At 48.2% G+C, this 16,832-nt stretch carries 20 protein-coding genes, 1 tRNA gene and 1 pseudogene; 6 read left to right on the forward strand and 16 right to left on the reverse strand.

The genetic code is table 11. The features are described 5' to 3' along the window. Positions 1–350: 350 nt before the first annotated feature. The 15 genes and pseudogenes from B5F34_RS10670 to uvrB form a co-directional block, all read right to left on the reverse strand. Positions 351–1,328: pseudogene (locus B5F34_RS10670) on the reverse strand (DUF3089 domain-containing protein). A gap of 53 nt (positions 1,329–1,381) precedes the next feature. Continuing rightward, positions 1,382–1,864 carry a DUF6169 family protein gene (locus B5F34_RS10675; protein ID WP_087338583.1) on the reverse strand — a complete coding sequence of 161 codons (483 nt, stop codon included), beginning with the start codon at positions 1,862–1,864 and terminating at the stop codon, positions 1,382–1,384. After that, positions 1,836–1,985 (reverse strand): hypothetical protein, encoded by a 150-nt coding sequence (locus tag B5F34_RS17750; protein ID WP_204245599.1) that lies wholly within the window; start codon positions 1,983–1,985, stop codon positions 1,836–1,838. Before B5F34_RS17750 ends, B5F34_RS10675 begins: the two co-directional genes overlap by 29 nt. A 205-nt stretch (positions 1,986–2,190) precedes the next feature. After that, the gene (locus B5F34_RS10680) at positions 2,191–3,114 is read right to left on the reverse strand and encodes a fimbrillin family protein (RefSeq protein ID WP_087338586.1); all 924 of its coding nucleotides are present in this window, start codon (positions 3,112–3,114) and stop codon (positions 2,191–2,193) included. A gap of 12 nt (positions 3,115–3,126) precedes the next feature. After that, a complete protein-coding gene (locus B5F34_RS10685) occupies positions 3,127–4,974 on the reverse strand; it encodes a fimbrillin family protein (RefSeq protein WP_087338588.1) in 1,848 nt (615 codons plus the stop codon). A 48-nt stretch (positions 4,975–5,022) separates the two neighbouring features. Continuing rightward, positions 5,023–5,199 carry a PIN domain-containing protein gene (locus B5F34_RS17360; protein ID WP_140392996.1) on the reverse strand — a complete coding sequence of 59 codons (177 nt, stop codon included), beginning with the start codon at positions 5,197–5,199 and terminating at the stop codon, positions 5,023–5,025. After that, the gene (locus B5F34_RS10690) at positions 5,171–5,410 is read right to left on the reverse strand and encodes a DUF6364 family protein (RefSeq protein ID WP_087338590.1); all 240 of its coding nucleotides are present in this window, start codon (positions 5,408–5,410) and stop codon (positions 5,171–5,173) included. Before B5F34_RS10690 ends, B5F34_RS17360 begins: the two co-directional genes overlap by 29 nt. 187 nt (positions 5,411–5,597) lie before the next feature. Further along, complete coding sequence (locus B5F34_RS10695) at positions 5,598–6,401, reverse strand: fimbrillin family protein (RefSeq protein WP_087338593.1); 804 nt, start codon at positions 6,399–6,401, stop codon at positions 5,598–5,600. Then, the gene (locus B5F34_RS17590; RefSeq protein WP_162609321.1) at positions 6,358–6,510 is read right to left on the reverse strand and encodes a hypothetical protein; all 153 of its coding nucleotides are present in this window, start codon (positions 6,508–6,510) and stop codon (positions 6,358–6,360) included. The genes B5F34_RS10695 and B5F34_RS17590 overlap by 44 nt, the downstream gene beginning before the upstream one ends. Before the next feature lie 42 nt (positions 6,511–6,552). Then, positions 6,553–6,945, reverse strand: coding sequence for a putative toxin-antitoxin system toxin component, PIN family (locus B5F34_RS10700; RefSeq protein WP_343224311.1), 393 nt, complete (start codon positions 6,943–6,945; stop codon positions 6,553–6,555). A gap of 24 nt (positions 6,946–6,969) precedes the next feature. Beyond that, positions 6,970–7,188, reverse strand: a complete 219-nt coding sequence (locus B5F34_RS10705; RefSeq protein ID WP_087338770.1) for a dephospho-CoA kinase — start codon at positions 7,186–7,188, stop codon at positions 6,970–6,972. 56 nt (positions 7,189–7,244) lie between these two features. Then, positions 7,245–7,874 carry a phage integrase SAM-like domain-containing protein gene (locus B5F34_RS10710; RefSeq protein ID WP_239448922.1) on the reverse strand — a complete coding sequence of 210 codons (630 nt, stop codon included), beginning with the start codon at positions 7,872–7,874 and terminating at the stop codon, positions 7,245–7,247. 70 nt (positions 7,875–7,944) lie between these two features. Continuing rightward, positions 7,945–8,017: transfer RNA gene (locus B5F34_RS10715), tRNA-Gly, on the reverse strand. 270 nt (positions 8,018–8,287) lie between these two features. Continuing rightward, positions 8,288–9,091: an MBL fold metallo-hydrolase gene (locus B5F34_RS10720; protein WP_087338597.1), complete on the reverse strand. Its 804-nt coding sequence runs from the start codon at positions 9,089–9,091 to the stop codon at positions 8,288–8,290. A 151-nt stretch (positions 9,092–9,242) separates the two neighbouring features. Then, entirely contained in the window at positions 9,243–11,306 is a 2,064-nt protein-coding gene (gene uvrB, locus B5F34_RS10725) for an excinuclease ABC subunit UvrB (RefSeq protein ID WP_087338600.1), read from the reverse strand. Between the two features lie 455 nt (positions 11,307–11,761). Between uvrB and B5F34_RS10730 the strand changes: the two genes are divergently transcribed. The 5 genes from B5F34_RS10730 (at position 11,762) to B5F34_RS10750 (ending at position 15,341) form a co-directional block, all read left to right on the forward strand. Beyond that, positions 11,762–13,063: a phenylacetate--CoA ligase gene (locus tag B5F34_RS10730; RefSeq protein WP_087338603.1), complete on the forward strand. Its 1,302-nt coding sequence runs from the start codon at positions 11,762–11,764 to the stop codon at positions 13,061–13,063. A 28-nt stretch (positions 13,064–13,091) separates the two neighbouring features. Next, entirely contained in the window at positions 13,092–13,517 is a 426-nt protein-coding gene (locus B5F34_RS10735; protein WP_087338606.1) for an ACT domain-containing protein, read from the forward strand. A 184-nt stretch (positions 13,518–13,701) separates the two neighbouring features. Next, complete coding sequence (gene bamD / locus B5F34_RS10740) at positions 13,702–14,505, forward strand: outer membrane protein assembly factor BamD (protein ID WP_087338608.1); 804 nt, start codon at positions 13,702–13,704, stop codon at positions 14,503–14,505. A 42-nt stretch (positions 14,506–14,547) separates the two neighbouring features. Then, positions 14,548–14,883 (forward strand): DNA-directed RNA polymerase subunit omega, encoded by a 336-nt coding sequence (locus B5F34_RS10745; protein ID WP_087338611.1) that lies wholly within the window; start codon positions 14,548–14,550, stop codon positions 14,881–14,883. 2 nt (positions 14,884–14,885) lie between these two features. Next, positions 14,886–15,341 (forward strand): DUF4293 domain-containing protein, encoded by a 456-nt coding sequence (locus tag B5F34_RS10750; RefSeq protein ID WP_087338614.1) that lies wholly within the window; start codon positions 14,886–14,888, stop codon positions 15,339–15,341. Positions 15,342–15,648: 307 nt separating this feature from the next. Here the strand turns inward: B5F34_RS10750 and udk are convergent, their stop codons facing one another. Beyond that, positions 15,649–16,254 carry a uridine kinase gene (gene udk / locus B5F34_RS10755; protein WP_087338618.1) on the reverse strand — a complete coding sequence of 202 codons (606 nt, stop codon included), beginning with the start codon at positions 16,252–16,254 and terminating at the stop codon, positions 15,649–15,651. Between the two features lie 110 nt (positions 16,255–16,364). Here udk and B5F34_RS10760 point away from each other — a divergent pair, with 110 nt between their 5' ends. Further along, a complete protein-coding gene (locus B5F34_RS10760) occupies positions 16,365–16,664 on the forward strand; it encodes a Dabb family protein (RefSeq protein ID WP_087338619.1) in 300 nt (99 codons plus the stop codon). Positions 16,665–16,832: the final 168 nt, after the last annotated feature.

Raw genomic sequence — 16,832 nt, forward strand, 5'->3', positions numbered from 1 at the left:
TCTTCTAAATCTGTCGGATACATAATTATTTCAAGTGTGGAAACTTAAAAATAATCATTTCCGAAGAAAGAAGAAACACTCTTTCTATATTAAACTTTAAAATTTAAACAGGCTCTAAGGAATTAATTGAATTATTCCTCATCATTTCATCTCTTTTGTTTCCCAGTCTGTCAAAGAACGCTTGATTAATGAAGAACTAATAATGAAGAGTGAAGAATTTCCCTGTGGTATGACACGAATACTGACAACGCATCACCATTCATCATTCACCATTCATCATTCACCATTCATCATTCACCATTCACCATTCATCATTCACCATTCATCATTCACCATTCACCATTCATCATTCACCATTCACCATTATTATAATACGCCTCCACCCGTGCCCGGATGTTCTCGCGCAGGCATTCCTCGTAGAGCCACGGCTCGGCGCTGTGGAAGTCGCCCACATTGAGGAAGCCCAGGATGGGCTGGTATTCCGAACCGCTGTAACCTTTCACGACCAGTACGTGGTGCTCGGGCGAGACGCTGACGGTGATGGTGTCGTGCAGCGTAGCGGGCGTAGCATCGGTGCACCAGTTCACGGGGTTGATGCACATCGCACAGGGGGCTGCCACCACGGGCTGGATGTAGCGCACGTCGGACACGGAGTTGTAGCAGATGGTCACGCCCGTGTCCGTGGCTCCCCGCGCCGGACGGATGCTCTCCGTGGCGAGCGTGTCGGCGGGTGTCACCTTATAGCCCAGCACATAGGCCGCCACCAGACGGCGCGCCACGTCTGCGGGCATCGTCTTCAGCAGCTCCACCACCGCCTTGCCGCCCTAGCTGAAGCCCGCCAGCACAAAGGGCCGGTCGGGGTCGGGGCGCCCGCGGAGGAAGGTGTCGAAGGCCGCCTGCACGTCGCTGAAGGCGGTGCGGAAGCGGTTGTTGATGGTATCCTCGTTCAGCGTCGCCCATCCCTCGATGGTGATGTGGCGGTAGTAGGGCGAATAGAAGTCGCCTGCCTCACCCATGTAAGCGGCGATGCGGGAAATCTCCTTGTCCATGTTGGCACGGTGCGTGGCGTTATGCACGTCGGCATAGTGGCAGACGCGCCCGTCCCCCGTAGTCCAGTCGGTCTCCCAGGTGGAGACGAGGTAGAATATGTCCGCGCCCTTGTCCGCCGTGCTATTCTCGCGGGTGTACCACATCGCGGCGTCGGCATAGTCGGGCGCATCGGGGATGTAGGTGGCGGCATCCGTGCCGGCACCCCTGTCATTGTGGTTGCACGAGGCGAGCAGGAGTGCCGCCATAAATAGCAATGCTGTATGTTTCATATCGCTCATAAATAATATTCGTTTATGAACGTGCTTCAAAAGAAAGGTATAAAAGGAAAAGACTATTCCAACGGATAAAGATTGTTCTTCACCAAATCGTAGAAGGCGGCTACAAGTTGCCGTGCGTCGGGATTATCCCGATGTATGTACAACGACACATATAGCATGTAGTCGTCTGTGGTCGATGACGCATCGTATTTCTGTATGATTCCATCATTATAGCGCATAAACCAACGCGTGAACAGCATTTCCCGCTTCCGTTCCTTCCCGTCGAGATTGTCACATATCATAATCATGGCATTCTCGTTACGGCTGAAGAACAGCTTCAAGATGTGGATAACGGTCAGCGCAATGCGCTGGTCTATGGGATGAGGCGTATCTTCTTCCGGTTCAATATTGAACGTATAGACGTTGGCAAATGCCGGATGATAGCAGGAATAGTCAAGGAAATAGGCATGATAAGTGATACCATGCCTCGTTGTGAAAGAATAGGTCAAATCCGCTTCTTCCGTAATGTTATAGGGGAGTAACGAATTTGATTCCACGCTGTTTTGCCAGTTTGTTCAAGTCCTCGCCTTTCTGAATGCAACGGCGAATGGCACGCTTGTCTTCCAACATGCGCTGGAAGATGTTAGCCTTGTCCTTTATTACATTCTTCTTGTTCATAAACTTGTCCTTTGTTGATTCTATTGGCAAAGGTAACGCTTTTTTGCGAGAATATCCTTTTCTTCTTATACCATTTTTTCAAAGAACGCTCTTGTTTACACTCTTTTTGTGCCACCGACGGCTGCGATGCCGCCCGCTACACTTTATTCCGGGGTTTCGTATTTCAAGTATATTCTTATCCGCTCAAACATGTCTTTTTCCTTCATTAAATGGGCAGATCTACCGAGCCTTCGCCACCTGTGCCCTCTTCCCATGTCATGCTACCGGTATCGACCGATACCTGAAGGCCGTAGAGGGTGATGGTAACATTGTAGGTGTACTTATAGCCAGCTTTCCATTCGGTGTCTTTCTGTAGCATATAGTAGAATGGGCCGTAGCCGGTGTCGTCCTTCGTGGCGTTGAAAGTCAGCAGCCATGCACCGCTCCTGATGGTTTGCGGGATGACAAGGGCTTCGTAGGTAGCTACGCAGCCGTCTGCCGCAGTCCCGGACAGGTGGGGCGTGATGCTGCCTTCCGTGGTGCCGGGTGTCCATGTGCCGTATCCGCTACCGCCCGTCGGGAGTGTAAAGGTGCCGTCCATCAAGATGTTTTCATCCTCACCTATGCCCAAGCTGATGTCTTGCGCCGTGGCACCGATAGCGTCGGGCAGACCTTCCCGGCTGACGTTCACCACCACTTTGGCAGTCTGGTGGCGGAAGGTAAGGTGGGCGGTACTGACATAATTTACGTTCGTCAGTTCGCTTGCCAGCAGGTCGCCCGACTGATAGTCCGCATCGCTGCTTTGGTCGTTCTTCACGCTCCATGTCGTGCTTTCCACGGCTGTGGCGGGGCAGATGCCCTGCACGGTGATGGGGTTTTTGTTTTGCCAATAGTAGTTGCCGGTAAAATTGCCGGAGGCGTCTGCCGTGTAATTGTACCAGTCCCTACCGTTCACTTGCAGGGCCATGGTCTCGCCGCCGCTCCATGTGTTATCCACCGTAGCGCGAGTGTCGGCGCCGCCCTCTATGGAGGCGGTCAAGGTTAGGGGAGCCCCCTCAACTCCCCCCGAGGGGGAGCTTTCTTCCTGCGTGCAGGCTGCAAGGCCGAGCACAGAGGCAAGCGTAGTGTATACTAAAAAATGTCGTTTCATCTTATATAGGTTTTATCTGTTCTTTACAAGGGTCGGCGGCGTGTCCGCGTCGGTGGTTTCCCATATATATTCGCTGTCCGCGCCGAGGGCGACGTTCATCGCTCCGGTGGCGGTCTGCCAGGTGTGGGTGGTGCCGTCAACCTTGTAGAGGCCGGTTCCTTCACTTGAGTTATAACCATAGCCGACACCTTCACCATCGAAATTACTCCAATAGCAAGCATTTGCCTCACTGGTAATCTGTAGGGCTCCGACAATGCCGCCTGCAAAACCACCTGTAGAAGAGAGAGAGCCTGTGGAATAGCAGGCAGTTTTCTTATCGAAGGACCGGCAATATCCTGCAATGCCGCCAACAAATCGATCACCGGTAACTGAACCCGAAAACGAGCAACCTTTGATAACTGTTGCCGTTATATATTCGCCTCCCAATACTCCGCCTACATAAGCTGAGTTTCCGCCTTGAACGGAAGCCGAGGAATGGCAATATTGTATAACTCCGGATTCCATCCACCCGACGATGCCTCCGACATACTGCATTTCATTGTTTGTAACGGAGATATTCCCGGAAACCTTACAGTTCGAGATGGTTCCTTGATTAGATCCGGCCAAAGCTCCTATAGGAATGCCATCAGCACCAACATCCAGGCGCACATTCTCAAGGGTCAGATCCTTTATGGTTGCATTTGTACCCACACGGCCAAACATTCCACAATCATCACCGAAAGACAGATTCTCCTTTGTAATTGCCATATTTCTAATCGTATGCCCATTACCATCGAAAGTGCCTGTGTAAACATTGTTTCTGTCGCCTATCGGTTCCCATTCAGTACCCGAAAGGTCTATGTCATGGGTCAAGGTACAATTCAACGACGGGTTACCCTGCGCCGCTTCCGCCCATGCCATCAGACCGTCGGCGGTATAGACGGTATAGGTGTTACCATCTTCGGAAACCGTGTATCCGTCACCCGGGTCTGTCGCATTACCGCTCTCGCCGCCACCGTCGGTCCAATCCTGGATGGTGTCCACCGATACCTCCAAGCCTTCTGCCCGCACGGTGATGGTATAAGTATATACACAGCCCGGCTTCCAAGTGATGTCAAGGGGGAGTTCGTAAGTGTATAGCTGCCCGTTTATCAGGATGCTTATCAGTCTAATGCTTTCCATGAGGTTTTGTGGAATGACAAGGGCTGCATAGCTCACCTTGATATTCTTTTCCGCTACCGTGTTGGGGTTTGGAAGGCGATACGGCGTGATGCTTCCGGTCTGCGCTCCCGGAGTCCATGTGCCGAAGCTACTGCCAGAGGACGGCTTGGTGAAGGTGCCCGTGAGCGCGAGGTTATTGTCACCGACAGTTACTTCCGGATCATCAGGAACAATTGGCCCATCCACGATATTCACCACCAGCTTGGCGGTCTGGTGGCGAAAGGTAAGGTTGGCGGCACTGCCATAGGTTACGGTCGTCATTCCGGTCGCCAGCAGGTCGCCCGACTGATAATTCCGGTAACTGCTTTGGTCGCTCTCCACGCTCCATGTCGTGCTTCCCGCTGCTGTGGCCGGGCAGATGCCCTGCACGGTGACTGGGTCTGTGTTTTGCCAATAATAGTCGTTGCCGGTCAAGTTGCCGGAGGCATCTGCCGTATAGTTGAGCCAGCCCCCGGCGTTGATTTGCAGGGCCACGGTCTCGTCGCCGCTCCATGTGTTGTCCACTGTGGCACGGGTTAGGCCGCCGCCCTCTATACTGGCGGTGAAAGTCAGCACAGCCCCCTCAACTCCCCCCGTGGGGGAGCTTAGTTCGTCCTGCGTGCAGGCGGCAAACAGGAATGCCGTGGCTGCAAGGATTAAGGTATGTTTCATGTCGCTCATAAATCTAAATCGATTCTTTATGAGCGCACTTTGAGAGAAGGTATTGGGTTAGAGATTCAGATATTCGTCCGGTGTAAATACAGGCAAGGCAGACAGCTGATAGTCTTTTTTATTGCGGGTGATAATCATCGTTGCTCCCGCATTTACTGCCGAATGGTATTGAAGTGCATCCTCAAAATCCGAAAAAGAACTTTGTTCATGAGTATTTCTCTTTGAGATGTTCATCACGCAAAGCCTTTACATCCAAATCGGCAGGCAGCTTGACACCTACTTTCATGCTCTGCACAAAAGGGGTTATCTCGTCTGTACGCTCTTTCGCATTCTGCCGGATGATACTTTTTACCGCAGCCACTAACTTTTGCTGTAAGTCCGTATTTCTTTCGTCGATGTTGTCAATCGTCGATAACAGAGACTGCTTCAATTTTATCGCTTCCATACCTTTGCTTTTTTAATTTCCGCAAAGTTACGTCTTTTTCTCTAATCTCCAATCCAATCTGTCAAAGAACGCTCTTGTTTTTACATATACTACCGGCGGTTGCGATACCGCCCGCTACACCATTATTATATAGCGTATCTCCGTACTTACGCCAATGCACGGGATGGCTGATTTTTGTAGGAATTTACTACATGTTGGCTTCACCGTTACTGTCGCCGGAGTAGTCCCCGTCTGTTGTCCAGTCGGTAATGCTTGACGTGACCTCCAAATCTGTCAGGTTTACTTTGATGTTGTAGGTATATACCTTTCCACCCTGGAACGTGGCATTTTGGGGCAGCGTGTAATACAGCTTGCCTCCTGTTTGCAACTGAACCCGGATAAACTGCTTGCCACTCGCAACGGTCTGAACGGGAATGATGGCACTGCCGCCGGTGCCGGTTGTCACCGTGACACTTTCGTCCTGGGTACCCGTCCCTTCTGCCACCGTACCATCGGATGGTGTAAGCTGTGCATCGAGGCGGACGTTCATCAACGAAACCGTAGCACCGTCCAACGAAGGATTGCCGTCGCCGGAAGTCAGGTTGACAGTTATCTTGGAGAGCAGGTGCCGGAATGTGACGGGGATTGCACTGCTTTGGCGACTGACGGGATTGGCTGCCGTGCCAAACATCAGGTCGCTGGCCTTGTAAGCTGCATCCGTGCTTTGGTCAGTCTTCACTGTGAAAGCCACACCCGATGCACCCATATCCGTCACAGCTCCCGAAGGGTAATAGGCATAGATGTTCACCCCATTGCCGCTGGTCGGGAAGTAAGGCTGTCCGCCTGTCGGAGGTGTCATCGTTCCGTTCGTCCCCGTGGTATAGGTCAACGGCTGCGGATAAGTGGTAGTTGCCGACTCGTCTGCCTCCACAGCTTCGGTGATGAATATGTCCACAGACTCGCCTTCATCAAACGCACTGCCTTGGATGCCCGATGCCGCACGGGTCTGCACTGCTGAGCCGGATAGCCACCGGCCCGTCGTTCAAATTCTCGTCGCCCGTGCAAGCCGCCAATGCAAGCGCGGCTGCTGCGATGAATAATACATATTTCATATTGCTCATAAATGAATTTGTCTTTATGAGCGTTCAAGTAAAAGAAGGAAGTTAAAGTTCTTTCAGGAAGTCGTCAATGCTAATGACGGCTACGGAGGGAAAAGGAATCTTTTTAAGCACATCGAAGTGATGATCTTCCGTTACAATGTAGCGGGCGTTGGCTGCAATGGCGCAATCCACAAATTTATTGTCATCTTCATCTGCTTCAATCAGGTGAAAATGGAAATGAGGTGCCAATCTCTTTATGTTGTTTCGTGCCAGTATGACGTAGACAATAGCTTCTGCCACTAGCTTGTTAATGTTACGGGCAATGACTTCGTGATATTCTTCAACAATTTCATTCGTGATGCATAAGATGTAGTCGCCTTGCAGAAAGGCCCTCCATACCTTATGATAACGGTTACGTGAAGAAATAGCCATAATCAGGCTATTTGTATCAAGCACAATGTGTTACATGGAAGAGTCTGATTAGTTATAAGGTGTCCGTTCGTGTAAGTTTCGGAAGTTTTCAACCTTTTGTTCATCCAATGCCCCCGTTTCCCATAGCCGATCTATTTCTTCTTCTGCCCGGCGGGCAAAGAAATCAGATATAGCCTGCTTCAGTTGAGCCAGCATTTCAGGCGTATCAACGAAAGACATCATGTCCAGCAATTCCATTTGTGCGTTGTTGAATACAGTGCTTTGCATATCTTTATCTCCTTTCGTGAGACAAAGATACTTCTTTTTTTCCCTAAACCACAACTTCATGTGTGTTCGTTGAACAAGCGGACGATTTTTGATGTGTACAGTGATTGCGCCCGTTTCTTTTCCGAAAGGAATTCTTCAAATGCCTTCATTGTTTTAACTGTCACCTCACTGCATAGGATGTGCTCTCGCTCAAAAAACAAGCAGAATGAGTTTATGGCAGAAATATAATTCTTAATGTCTTTCAACTCCGGGTGGGACGAGCACCATTTACGGGAAAATCCAATAAAATCAATACCTCCATTATCCTTTTTGCCAGATTTGATATACTCTACTATATCATCTATGGGCATGTCATTCAGTTCGAGATTGAGAGGTGCAATTTTCTCCCGGTATGTACGTATAAGCGCATCGCACTTATCAATTATCTGCTGATTCTTTATTTTGTAGCTGGCAGTCATGTCCTTCTTGGTGACATACATCGTTGTAGCGATATACCTCACTTTTCTTTCATGCGTGAACCGGATGAATACGTTCCATGTTTTGTCCTCACGCTGTCTGTCTTTGAATATTGTTGCTTTGAATGTTGCCATAGCTCTTTCTGCTAAAACATTGCTAAAACAAAAATCGGCTACTTGTAGGTTAAAAATGTTACTTGTAGAATGTGATTCTTCGACATCTTTCTTCACTGTTTGTTGCAAACGACTGTCATACAACAAAAAAAGAGGAAAATCTTTTCAGATTAGCCTCTTTTCTATGAGCGGCAAGCGAGGTTCGAACTCGTGACCCTCAGCTTGGGAAGCTGATGCTCTACCAACTGAGCTATTGCCGCAGGTTAAAAGCATTCATTCCATAAAAATGCGGTGCAAAATAACAAAATACTTTTGATATATGCAAGAGATAAGACATTTAAGTAATCAACCGGACTTAATTTATGTGTAATTGATGTGAAACACAGATCTGCCAAGTTCCGTAATGTCCTGTCGGAAAGGCAATGGGAGAGACACGGATTTCGCAGCTTCGCCGCACACGGGAGAGGAAAATAACTCTGTGGCTCCGTGTCTCTGCGTTTAGTATCACTTCATTTTGCACATTTACCTATTCAGTCTAATTCATAAATTTCTGACGGGGTAGTGCGCTTTAGTGCAGTCAGCAAGACATCGCGTCCTACTATAATTCCGTGTTCTTTCAGGCGCAATTCTACTGTTTTGACAGCCAGTTCCGGGTGATTGTTCTCACGGCTCAAATGGCAAAGCCAGATGTGGCGTAAGCCTTGTGGAAAGTGGGCAGCTAAGAAATCGGCTGTCGTAGCATTGGACAAATGCCCTGTCGAACCTGTAATACGTTCTTTGAGGTAGTAAGGATAGGGTCCCATGCGCAGCATGTCTTCATCGTAGTTCGCCTCCATGATAAGGTAATTTGCACGTGAAATATAGGCTGCTGCTGTTGCAGTAATGTGCCCTAAGTCTGTCAGGAAAACGAATACGCGCCCCGCTATGCTTATGCAATAGCCGACATTGTCGGTTCCGTCGTGTGGCACCTCAAAGGCTTCTATCTGGAAGTCTTCCAATGTCAGAGGAACTTCCTTGGGGATGATATGGGCAGATGTAGTAAGCTTTTCTGTTACACAGTAACTGCGCTCAATGCCTTTATGGGTGAGTGCGGTAGCGTAGACTGGTATATGAAACCGCTCGCCTAATCCGGCAACTCCTTTGATGTGGTCAGCATGATCGTGTGTGATAAAAATGGCCCGTATGGTTTCTATGCCTATTCCCGCATCGCGTAAATGCTTTTTGATGGTACGTGCAGCAATTCCTGCATCAATCAATATACCATATTCTTCAGTACCAAGAAAATAACAGTTGCCGCTGCTGCCGCTTGCCAAGCTCATAAATCTTACCTTCATAATCTGTCAGTCATTTATTAACCTGCCTTTTCAGGCAAATTGACCGCAAAGATAAGAAAACTCTGCCATATTATCGCTTCTTTGCCGGAAAACCATTGCAACTTTTACGCGACTTCCGTTGATTTAAGGAAGTTTTTTTGCAGAAGGTTCTTTATTTACCAGGTTTGCTTTTGAGTATTTCTTCCAAACGCAACACTTCGTCCCGATATTGGGCAGCCTCTATAAAATCGAGCCGTTTTGCAGCCTCTTGCATAAGCTTGCGGGTGCGGAGCATGCTCTTCTCCAGTTGCTCTCTGTTCATGTAGTCTACAATCGGGTCGGCGGCGACAAACACAGTTGCTTCGGGTTCGATGTAAGGCCGGGGAGCCGTCTGTTCTCCTTTCGTGTGGGGTGTACCGGCAGGAGAAGTTTCCGTTGAAGTAGCGAAAATATTGGTAGGTTTGGCTTTTTTGATTTGTTGCGGAGTAATTCCGTGCTCAGCATTGTAGCGGAGCTGCTTTTCGCGACGCCGGTTGGTTTCCTCGATGGTTTGCTTCATGCTGTCTGTTACCCGGTCGGCATACATGATAACCATGCCATTCACATTGCGTGCTGCACGTCCGGCGGTTTGTGTCAGAGAACGATGCGAACGAAGGAAGCCTTCTTTGTCTGCATCGAGAATGGCAACGAGAGAAACCTCCGGCAGGTCCAGTCCTTCGCGCAGAAGATTGACGCCTATCAGCACATCGTAAACACCTTCTCGCAAGTCTGCCATAATTTTCACACGTTCCAAGGTGTCCACGTCGCTATGGATGTAGTTACATTTCACGTTGTTGTTCAGCAGGTATTCCGTCAGTTCCTCGGCCATTCGTTTGGTCAGGGTTGTCACCAGAGTACGTTCCCCTCGTTCGATGCGCAGCTGAATCTCTTCCATCAGGTCGTCTATCTGGTTCATGCTGGGGCGTACTTCGATGACGGGATCCAGCAACCCTGTCGGCCGGATGACCTGTTCTACCACGATGCCTTCCGACTTGCTTAATTCATAATCGGCAGGCGTGGCACTTACATAGATGACCTGCCTGGTCATTTCTTCAAACTCTTCGAATTTGAGCGGGCGGTTATCGAAAGCAGCCGGCAACCGGAATCCGTATTCTACCAAATTAGATTTACGGGCGCGGTCGCCGCTATACATGGCCCGTATCTGTGGAATGCTGACATGGCTCTCGTCAATAACCATCAGATAATCTTTGGGAAAGAAATCCAGCAGGCAATAAGGGCGTGTGCCGGGCGGGCGGTTGTCGAAATAGCGCGAATAGTTCTCTATACCTGCGCAATGGCCCAATTCGCGCAACATTTCCATGTCGTATGTCACACGTTCCTGGAGGCGTTTGGCTTCCAGCATCTGCCCGCGTTCTTCGAACCACTCCACCTGTTTCTTCAGATCGTCTTCTATCTCATGGATGGCGCGCAGTGTATTTTCTTTTGTCGTCATAAAGAGATTGGCCGGATAAATAAGATAAGAGTCCAGCCGGGCCAGTGTGACCCCGCTTATGGGGTCTACTTCGTCAATCTCGTCTACCTCATCGCCCCAGAAGATGATGCGCAATAACGTATCGGCGTATGCCAGGTAGATGTCCACAGTGTCTCCTTTTACCCGAAAATTGCCCCGGTTCAGTTCTAAATCGTTACGTACATAAAGACTGTCCACCAGGCGGCGCAGGAATACATTACGGCTGAAGTTCTTACCTCGTTTGACTTCGATAACATTCTGATAGAAATCAGACGGATTGCCCATGCCGTAGATGCAGGAAACGGAAGACACCACAATCACGTCTTTTCGTCCGGAAAGCAGCGAAGAGAGGGTTGCCAACCGGAGCTTGTCTATCTCATCATTGATGGCCAGGTCTTTCTCTATATAAGTATCGGTAGAGGGGACATAAGCTTCGGGCTGGTAATAATCGTAATATGACACATAGTATTCTACCGCGTTGTGTGGAAAGAAATTCTTAAATTCTGTATATAGTTGGGCTGCCAGTGTCTTGTTGTGGCTCAGTATAAGCGTCGGCTTGTTGATGTTGGTCACTACGTTGGCTATCGTGAAAGTCTTTCCAGACCCAGTCACACCCAATAACGTCTGTGCAGGAAGGCCCTGACGGAGACCGTCGGTCAGTTGGGCAATGGCTTCCGGCTGGTCGCCGGTAGGGCTATAATCAGATGTCAATTCAAATTTGTTCATTTTCCTAATGCTAAGAGGTAGCAATATTCGGTAAAATCTTTGATATAAACAAAAAAAATCGCTTACTTTGCAGCAGGAGTTTAGTTAGGAAGTAGTGAGAACTTGGCGCGCGATGAATGGTATGCTTGCCTTCTTGTTGATAATCAGCTTGTTGCTTCGTAGGTATGACGAACTTGCTGCTTATCGCTCGGAAGCAGGGTGCTTATCGCTTAGAAACTTCTTAGAAAAGGGTTAGCAAAGAAGCCGCTCTATGCAGGTATGCCGGTGTTGCGCATAAAAGTTTAAGCCACTTCCCGATAATGGAACATGTTGATAAAGAAGTCCGGAAAAAGCAGAGACAAAGTCTGGCAAAAACAACGCCTTTAGGGCGGTCAGGCTTCCTCTTGGGCAAACTTTGCTGGCGAGTTTCTTGGCAACGTGTTTCGCAGTATGTATCATCATAACCATAGAAAAACATGATTTGGAACGAAAGTATCGAGTGTATGGACCGGGCGAGTCTTCGTAAGATTCAGAGCATCCGTCTTCACAAGACGGTGGAACGAGTTTATCATGACACCCCCTTTTATCGTCGGAAAATGCAGGAGTTGGGTATCACTCCCGATGACATTCAAAGCATTGACGATATTGTAAAACTGCCTTTTACTACTAAATATGACTTGCGGGACAATTATCCTTTCGGTCTTTGTGCCGTACCTATGAGTCAGATTGTGCGCATTCATGCCTCGTCTGGCACCACGGGCAAGCCGACTGTAGTGGGCTACACCCGCAAGGATTTGTCGGTCTGGGCCGAATGCCTGTCGCGTGCCTTCACCGCCTATGGGGCCGGCAAGTCGGACATTTTCCAGGTGTCTTATGGCTATGGCTTGTTTACGGGCGGTTTGGGAGCCCATGCCGGAGCTGAGAATATCGGTGCTTCTGTCATCCCCATGTCCAGCGGAAATACGGCAAAACAAATTACGCTGATGCACGATTTCGGAGCTACCGTGCTGTGTTGTACCCCTTCGTATGCACTTTATCTGGCCGATGCAATTGTCGATTCGGGATTGCCGCGGGATGAATTTAAGTTGCGTATCGGCGCTTTCGGTGCCGAACCGTGGACAGAACGTATGCGCCGGGATCTTGAAACCAAGCTGGGCATCAAAGCCTATGATATATACGGGTTGAGCGAAGTGGCAGGCCCCGGTGTGGGGTACGAATGCGAATGCCAGCACGGCACCCACTTGAACGAAGACCATTATTTCCCGGAAATTATCGACCCGGTCACCTTGGAACCTGTGGCACCCGGAGAAACTGGCGAGTTGGTATTTACCCATCTCACTAAAGAAGGTATGCCTTTGTTACGTTACCGGACCAAGGACCTGACGGCCCTGCATTATGACACTTGTCCTTGTGGACGTACCTTGGTGCGCATGGACCGCATTTTGGGGAGAAGCGACGATATGCTTATCATTCGTGGAGTCAATGTCTTCCCGACACAGATCGAGTCCGTCATTCTGGAGATGCCCGAGTTTGAACCGCATTATCTGTTGGTGGTAGACCGGGTGAACAACACAGATACGATGGAATTGCAGGTTGAGGTGCGCCCCGACTTCTATTCTGATGAAATCAATAAAATGTTGTCTCTGAAGCAAAAACTCGGCTCGCGTCTGCAAAGTGTGCTGGGGCTGAGCGTGAATGTCCGGCTGGTTGAACCCCGAACCATAGAGCGCAGCACAGGCAAGGCACGGCGGGTTATTGATAACCGGCGAATGGATTGACTAATGTTTAACGAAATCAATATATATAATGGTAGCAAAGCAACTTTCTATTTTCCTGGAAAATAAATCCGGTCGCCTCACCGAAGTTACTGAGGCGCTGGCAGAGGAAGGCATCAATCTTTCCGCCCTTTCCATCGCAGAAAACGCCGACTTTGGCATACTTCGCGGTATTGTGTCCGAACCGGATAAGGCATACGAAGCTCTAAAGAGCCGGCATTTTGCTGTAAACGTGACAGATGTCATAGGCATCAGCTGCCCCAATGTGCCAGGAGCTTTGGCGCGGGTGCTCCGCTATTTGTCGGACGAAGGTGTCTTTATTGAATACATGTATTCCTTCGCCAACGGTGAAACGGCTCATGTCATCATCCGCCCCAATAACTTGGCCGACTGCATCCGCATTCTGATGGAGAAAAAAGTCGACCTCCTGGCTGCCAGTGACCTGTATAAACTGTAAGCGCGGAGCAGAAGGGCTTATCTCGGCTTGCTGAGCCGCTTGTTCGCTTAACCTCGGGCGGGCTATACCTCATGCCGATAGGCTGAACGGCATGGAGAAAAACAAGTTTTTGAAAAATTAAGGTTCACATCGTTGGTTAATTCGGTGTGAACCTCTATCTTTGCACATTATTTGAGTGAATGTGATGAAAAAGAACATCCTAATATTTGTGCTGGCTGCAGGTATGCTCTCTTCGTGCGGAGAATACAACCAGTTGTTGAAAAGTACCGATTACGAATACAAATACGAGGCAGCCAAGGCTTATTTCGCTAAAGGTCAGTTTAGTCGTTCCATAACTTTGTTGAATGAACTGATAACGATTCTCAAAGGGTTCGACAAGGGTGAAGAATCTCTTTACATGCTGGGTATGAGCTATTTTAATCAGGAAGATTACGCTACCGCAGCTCAGACTTTTATCCAATATTATACCTCTTATCCGCGCGGAACTTTTACGGAACTGGCACGCTTTTATGCAGGTAAAGCACTGTATCTGGATACACCCGAACCGCGTCTGGACCAATCCGGTACATACAGCGCCATCCAGCAGTTGCAGATGTTCATGGAATATTTCCCTCAAAGCATCCATCGCGAAGAAGCTCAGAATATGATTTTCGCTTTGCAGGATAAGCTGGTGATGAAAGAATATCTTTCTGCAAGACTGTATTATAACCTGGGAAACTACAGAGGAAACAACTACTTGTCGTGTGTCATTACGGCTCAGAATGCTTTGAAAGATTACCCCTATACCAATCTTCGGGAAGACCTTTCCATTCTTATCCTGCGTGCTAAATATGAATTGGCCGTATATAGTGTTGAGGAAAGAAAGGAAGAACGTTACCGGGAGGCTGTGGATGAATACTATGCTTTCATCAATGAATTCCCAGACAGCAAGTATGCCAAGGAAGCCAAGCGTATTTTTGAGGAATCCGAGAAAGTATTGAAAGACTGATGGAAAAATTGTAATTAAACTGTTATAATAGTAATAAAACGTATGGATTACAGAAAAACTAATGCTCCTACCACCACTATCACGCGTGATATGATGGATTTGTGCAAAGACACGGGCAATGTCTACGAAACAGTGGCAATCATTGCTAAACGTGCCAACCAGATTAGTGTGGAAATTAAAAACGACCTTTCGAAGAAACTGGCAGAGTTTGCTTCATACAATGATAATCTGGAGGAGGTATTTGAGAACCGTGAACAGATAGAGATTTCCCGCTATTATGAGAAATTGCCGAAACCTACGTTAATAGCTACTCAAGAATATATAGAAGGAAAGATATATTATCGTAACCCTGCTAAAGAAAAAGACAAACTGCAATAATTATGATACAACGCAAACAATCCGTTTACCTTCTGGTGGCGGTTATCGTGTTGATTTGTGCCTTGTGCCTGCCTTTGGGGTATTTTGTCGGTGCAGACCAAGTTGATGCTTTAGCGTTCAAACCATTGGGAGTTATACAGGCAGATGGTAGTCTGCTTTCAACATGGGGAGTCTTCTCTCTGTTGTTATTGAGTGCCGTTGTGTCTTTCTGCACTATTTTCTTGTTTCGCAACCGCCGTTTGCAGATGCGTATGATTGTATTCAATGTGGTGCTGCTGGTAGCTTACTTTTTTGTTTTGCTTCTTTTTATATCTACATTGAAGAGTGATTTGAACAGTTCATTCCAATTGAATTGGGCTCTTTGTTTGCCGGTAGTGGCTATTATCTTGAACTGGCTGGCTTTCGGCGCTATCCGTCAAGACGATCAGTTGGTTAAGGCAGCCGACCGCATCCGGTAATGATTCTTTTCAAACACAGAGGCACAAAGACGTAGAGAACTTGCTTTTTATCCGGATAGGAAACATCCGTGATTCCGGGGTACAAAGTCATATCTTGTTATTGTCTTTGTGATGTAAAATGCAGAATGCTTTGTGCCTCTGTGATTTTTCGCTCATATAAAACGCTTTCCATTTTATTTACCTTTCCTTACCGTATGTGCTTCTTGGTTTCGCTTGTGCCTTCGTATCTATGCGTTCCAGTTCATTATTCGCAAACAGCTTTTGTCCTGCTATAAACTTACTTGAGAGACAGTGCGAATAGACAATGTTATATGTGTTTCTGTATAAACATTGTTAGAATATCGATGGCCACTTGGTTGCTTCCACCTTCAGGCACGATGAGGTCGGCATAACGCTTGCAAGGTTCAATGAATTGCTCATGCATGGGCTTAAGCACGCGGATATAACGCTCCATCACCGCTTCTGCCGTGCGTCCGCGTTCCAGCATATCTCGCTGTATGACGCGTATCAGACGTTCATCGGGGTCGGTATCTACGAAAACTTTCAAATCCATCATACTGCGAAGCCCAGGGTCGCATAATGCCAGAATGCCTTCTATGATGACCACTTCGCGCGGTTCGATGTGTATGGTTTCCGGCTGACGCGTGCAGGTCAGATAGGAATAGGTCGGTTGCTCGATGCTTTCGCCCCGACGCAAAGCGGCTACCTGCGCAGCCAGCAGGGGCCAGTCGAAGGCGTCGGGATGGTCGAAATTGATGTTCTGACGCTCTTCCACGGGCACATGGCTACTGTCCTTATAGTATGAGTCCTGCGGGAGTAACACGACTTCCCCCGCAGGCAGACTTTCGATGATTTTGCGTACAACGGTGGTTTTTCCCGACCCCGTGCCGCCTGCAATTCCTATTATTAACATCTGTTTACGTATATATTTGAAACAAAACCAGTAATTTTGCAGCCTAAGAAGTTCGGCCGTTCTCTTTTGGCTGACAAATATAAGAACAAATTATTAAGTTTACAAAAGTTATGGTAAAACACATTGTGTTATTCAAATTGAAAGACGAAACACCGACCGACCGGAAGCAGGAGGCGATGCACGCTTTCAAGCAGGCTATAGAGGCTCTGCCTGCCAAGATACCCTTTATCCGCAAGGTAGAAGTGGGGTTGAATATGAACCCGGGTGAAACGTGGCATATCGCCCTGTACAGCGAGTTTGACACGCTGGAAGATGTGAAAGCTTATTCTACACATCCCGATCACGTGGCAGCTGCCGGTCTGTTGGCTGAGGTAAAAGAAAACCGGGCATGCGTGGATTACGAAATATAGAAATGACGATACATGGTTCAGGGTGGAAGGAGAATTCACAGGAGGCGAGTTGCAAAACTCAGCCGGCTTTGCATCGCTTCGTTCTCTGTCGGCTCCTGCAATCTACCATAAACCATTGCTAATTAATAATTAACCGTTTATATTGTATCATTGTGAAGAAGTCGATCA

It is taken from the genome of Mediterranea sp. An20 (genome assembly GCF_002160055.1).
In the GTDB taxonomy this organism is placed as follows: domain Bacteria; phylum Bacteroidota; class Bacteroidia; order Bacteroidales; family Bacteroidaceae; genus Bacteroides; species Bacteroides avicola.

Coding starts and splice junctions, on each gene's coding strand:
- B5F34_RS10750 (WP_087338614.1), top strand. CDS start 14,886: ATGATACAACGCAAACAATCCGTTTACCTTCTGGTGGCGGTTATCGTG.
- B5F34_RS10705 (WP_087338770.1), bottom strand. CDS start 7,188: ATGCAAAGCACTGTATTCAACAACGCACAAATGGAATTGCTGGACATG.
- B5F34_RS17590 (WP_162609321.1), bottom strand. CDS start 6,510: ATGAGCAATATGAAATATGTATTATTCATCGCAGCAGCCGCGCTTGCA.
- B5F34_RS10745 (WP_087338611.1), top strand. CDS start 14,548: ATGGATTACAGAAAAACTAATGCTCCTACCACCACTATCACGCGTGAT.
- B5F34_RS10730 (WP_087338603.1), top strand. CDS start 11,762: ATGATTTGGAACGAAAGTATCGAGTGTATGGACCGGGCGAGTCTTCGT.
- B5F34_RS10735 (WP_087338606.1), top strand. CDS start 13,092: ATGGTAGCAAAGCAACTTTCTATTTTCCTGGAAAATAAATCCGGTCGC.
- B5F34_RS10690 (WP_087338590.1), bottom strand. CDS start 5,410: ATGGAAGCGATAAAATTGAAGCAGTCTCTGTTATCGACGATTGACAAC.
- B5F34_RS17750 (WP_204245599.1), bottom strand. CDS start 1,985: ATGAACAAGAAGAATGTAATAAAGGACAAGGCTAACATCTTCCAGCGC.
- B5F34_RS10760 (WP_087338619.1), top strand. CDS start 16,365: ATGGTAAAACACATTGTGTTATTCAAATTGAAAGACGAAACACCGACC.
- bamD (WP_087338608.1), top strand. CDS start 13,702: ATGAAAAAGAACATCCTAATATTTGTGCTGGCTGCAGGTATGCTCTCT.
- udk (WP_087338618.1), bottom strand. CDS start 16,254: ATGTTAATAATAGGAATTGCAGGCGGCACGGGGTCGGGAAAAACCACC.
- uvrB (WP_087338600.1), bottom strand. CDS start 11,306: ATGAACAAATTTGAATTGACATCTGATTATAGCCCTACCGGCGACCAG.
- B5F34_RS10680 (WP_087338586.1), bottom strand. CDS start 3,114: ATGAAACGACATTTTTTAGTATACACTACGCTTGCCTCTGTGCTCGGC.
- B5F34_RS17360 (WP_140392996.1), bottom strand. CDS start 5,199: ATGAACATCTCAAAGAGAAATACTCATGAACAAAGTTCTTTTTCGGAT.
- B5F34_RS10720 (WP_087338597.1), bottom strand. CDS start 9,091: ATGAAGGTAAGATTTATGAGCTTGGCAAGCGGCAGCAGCGGCAACTGT.
- B5F34_RS10685 (WP_087338588.1), bottom strand. CDS start 4,974: ATGAGCGACATGAAACATACCTTAATCCTTGCAGCCACGGCATTCCTG.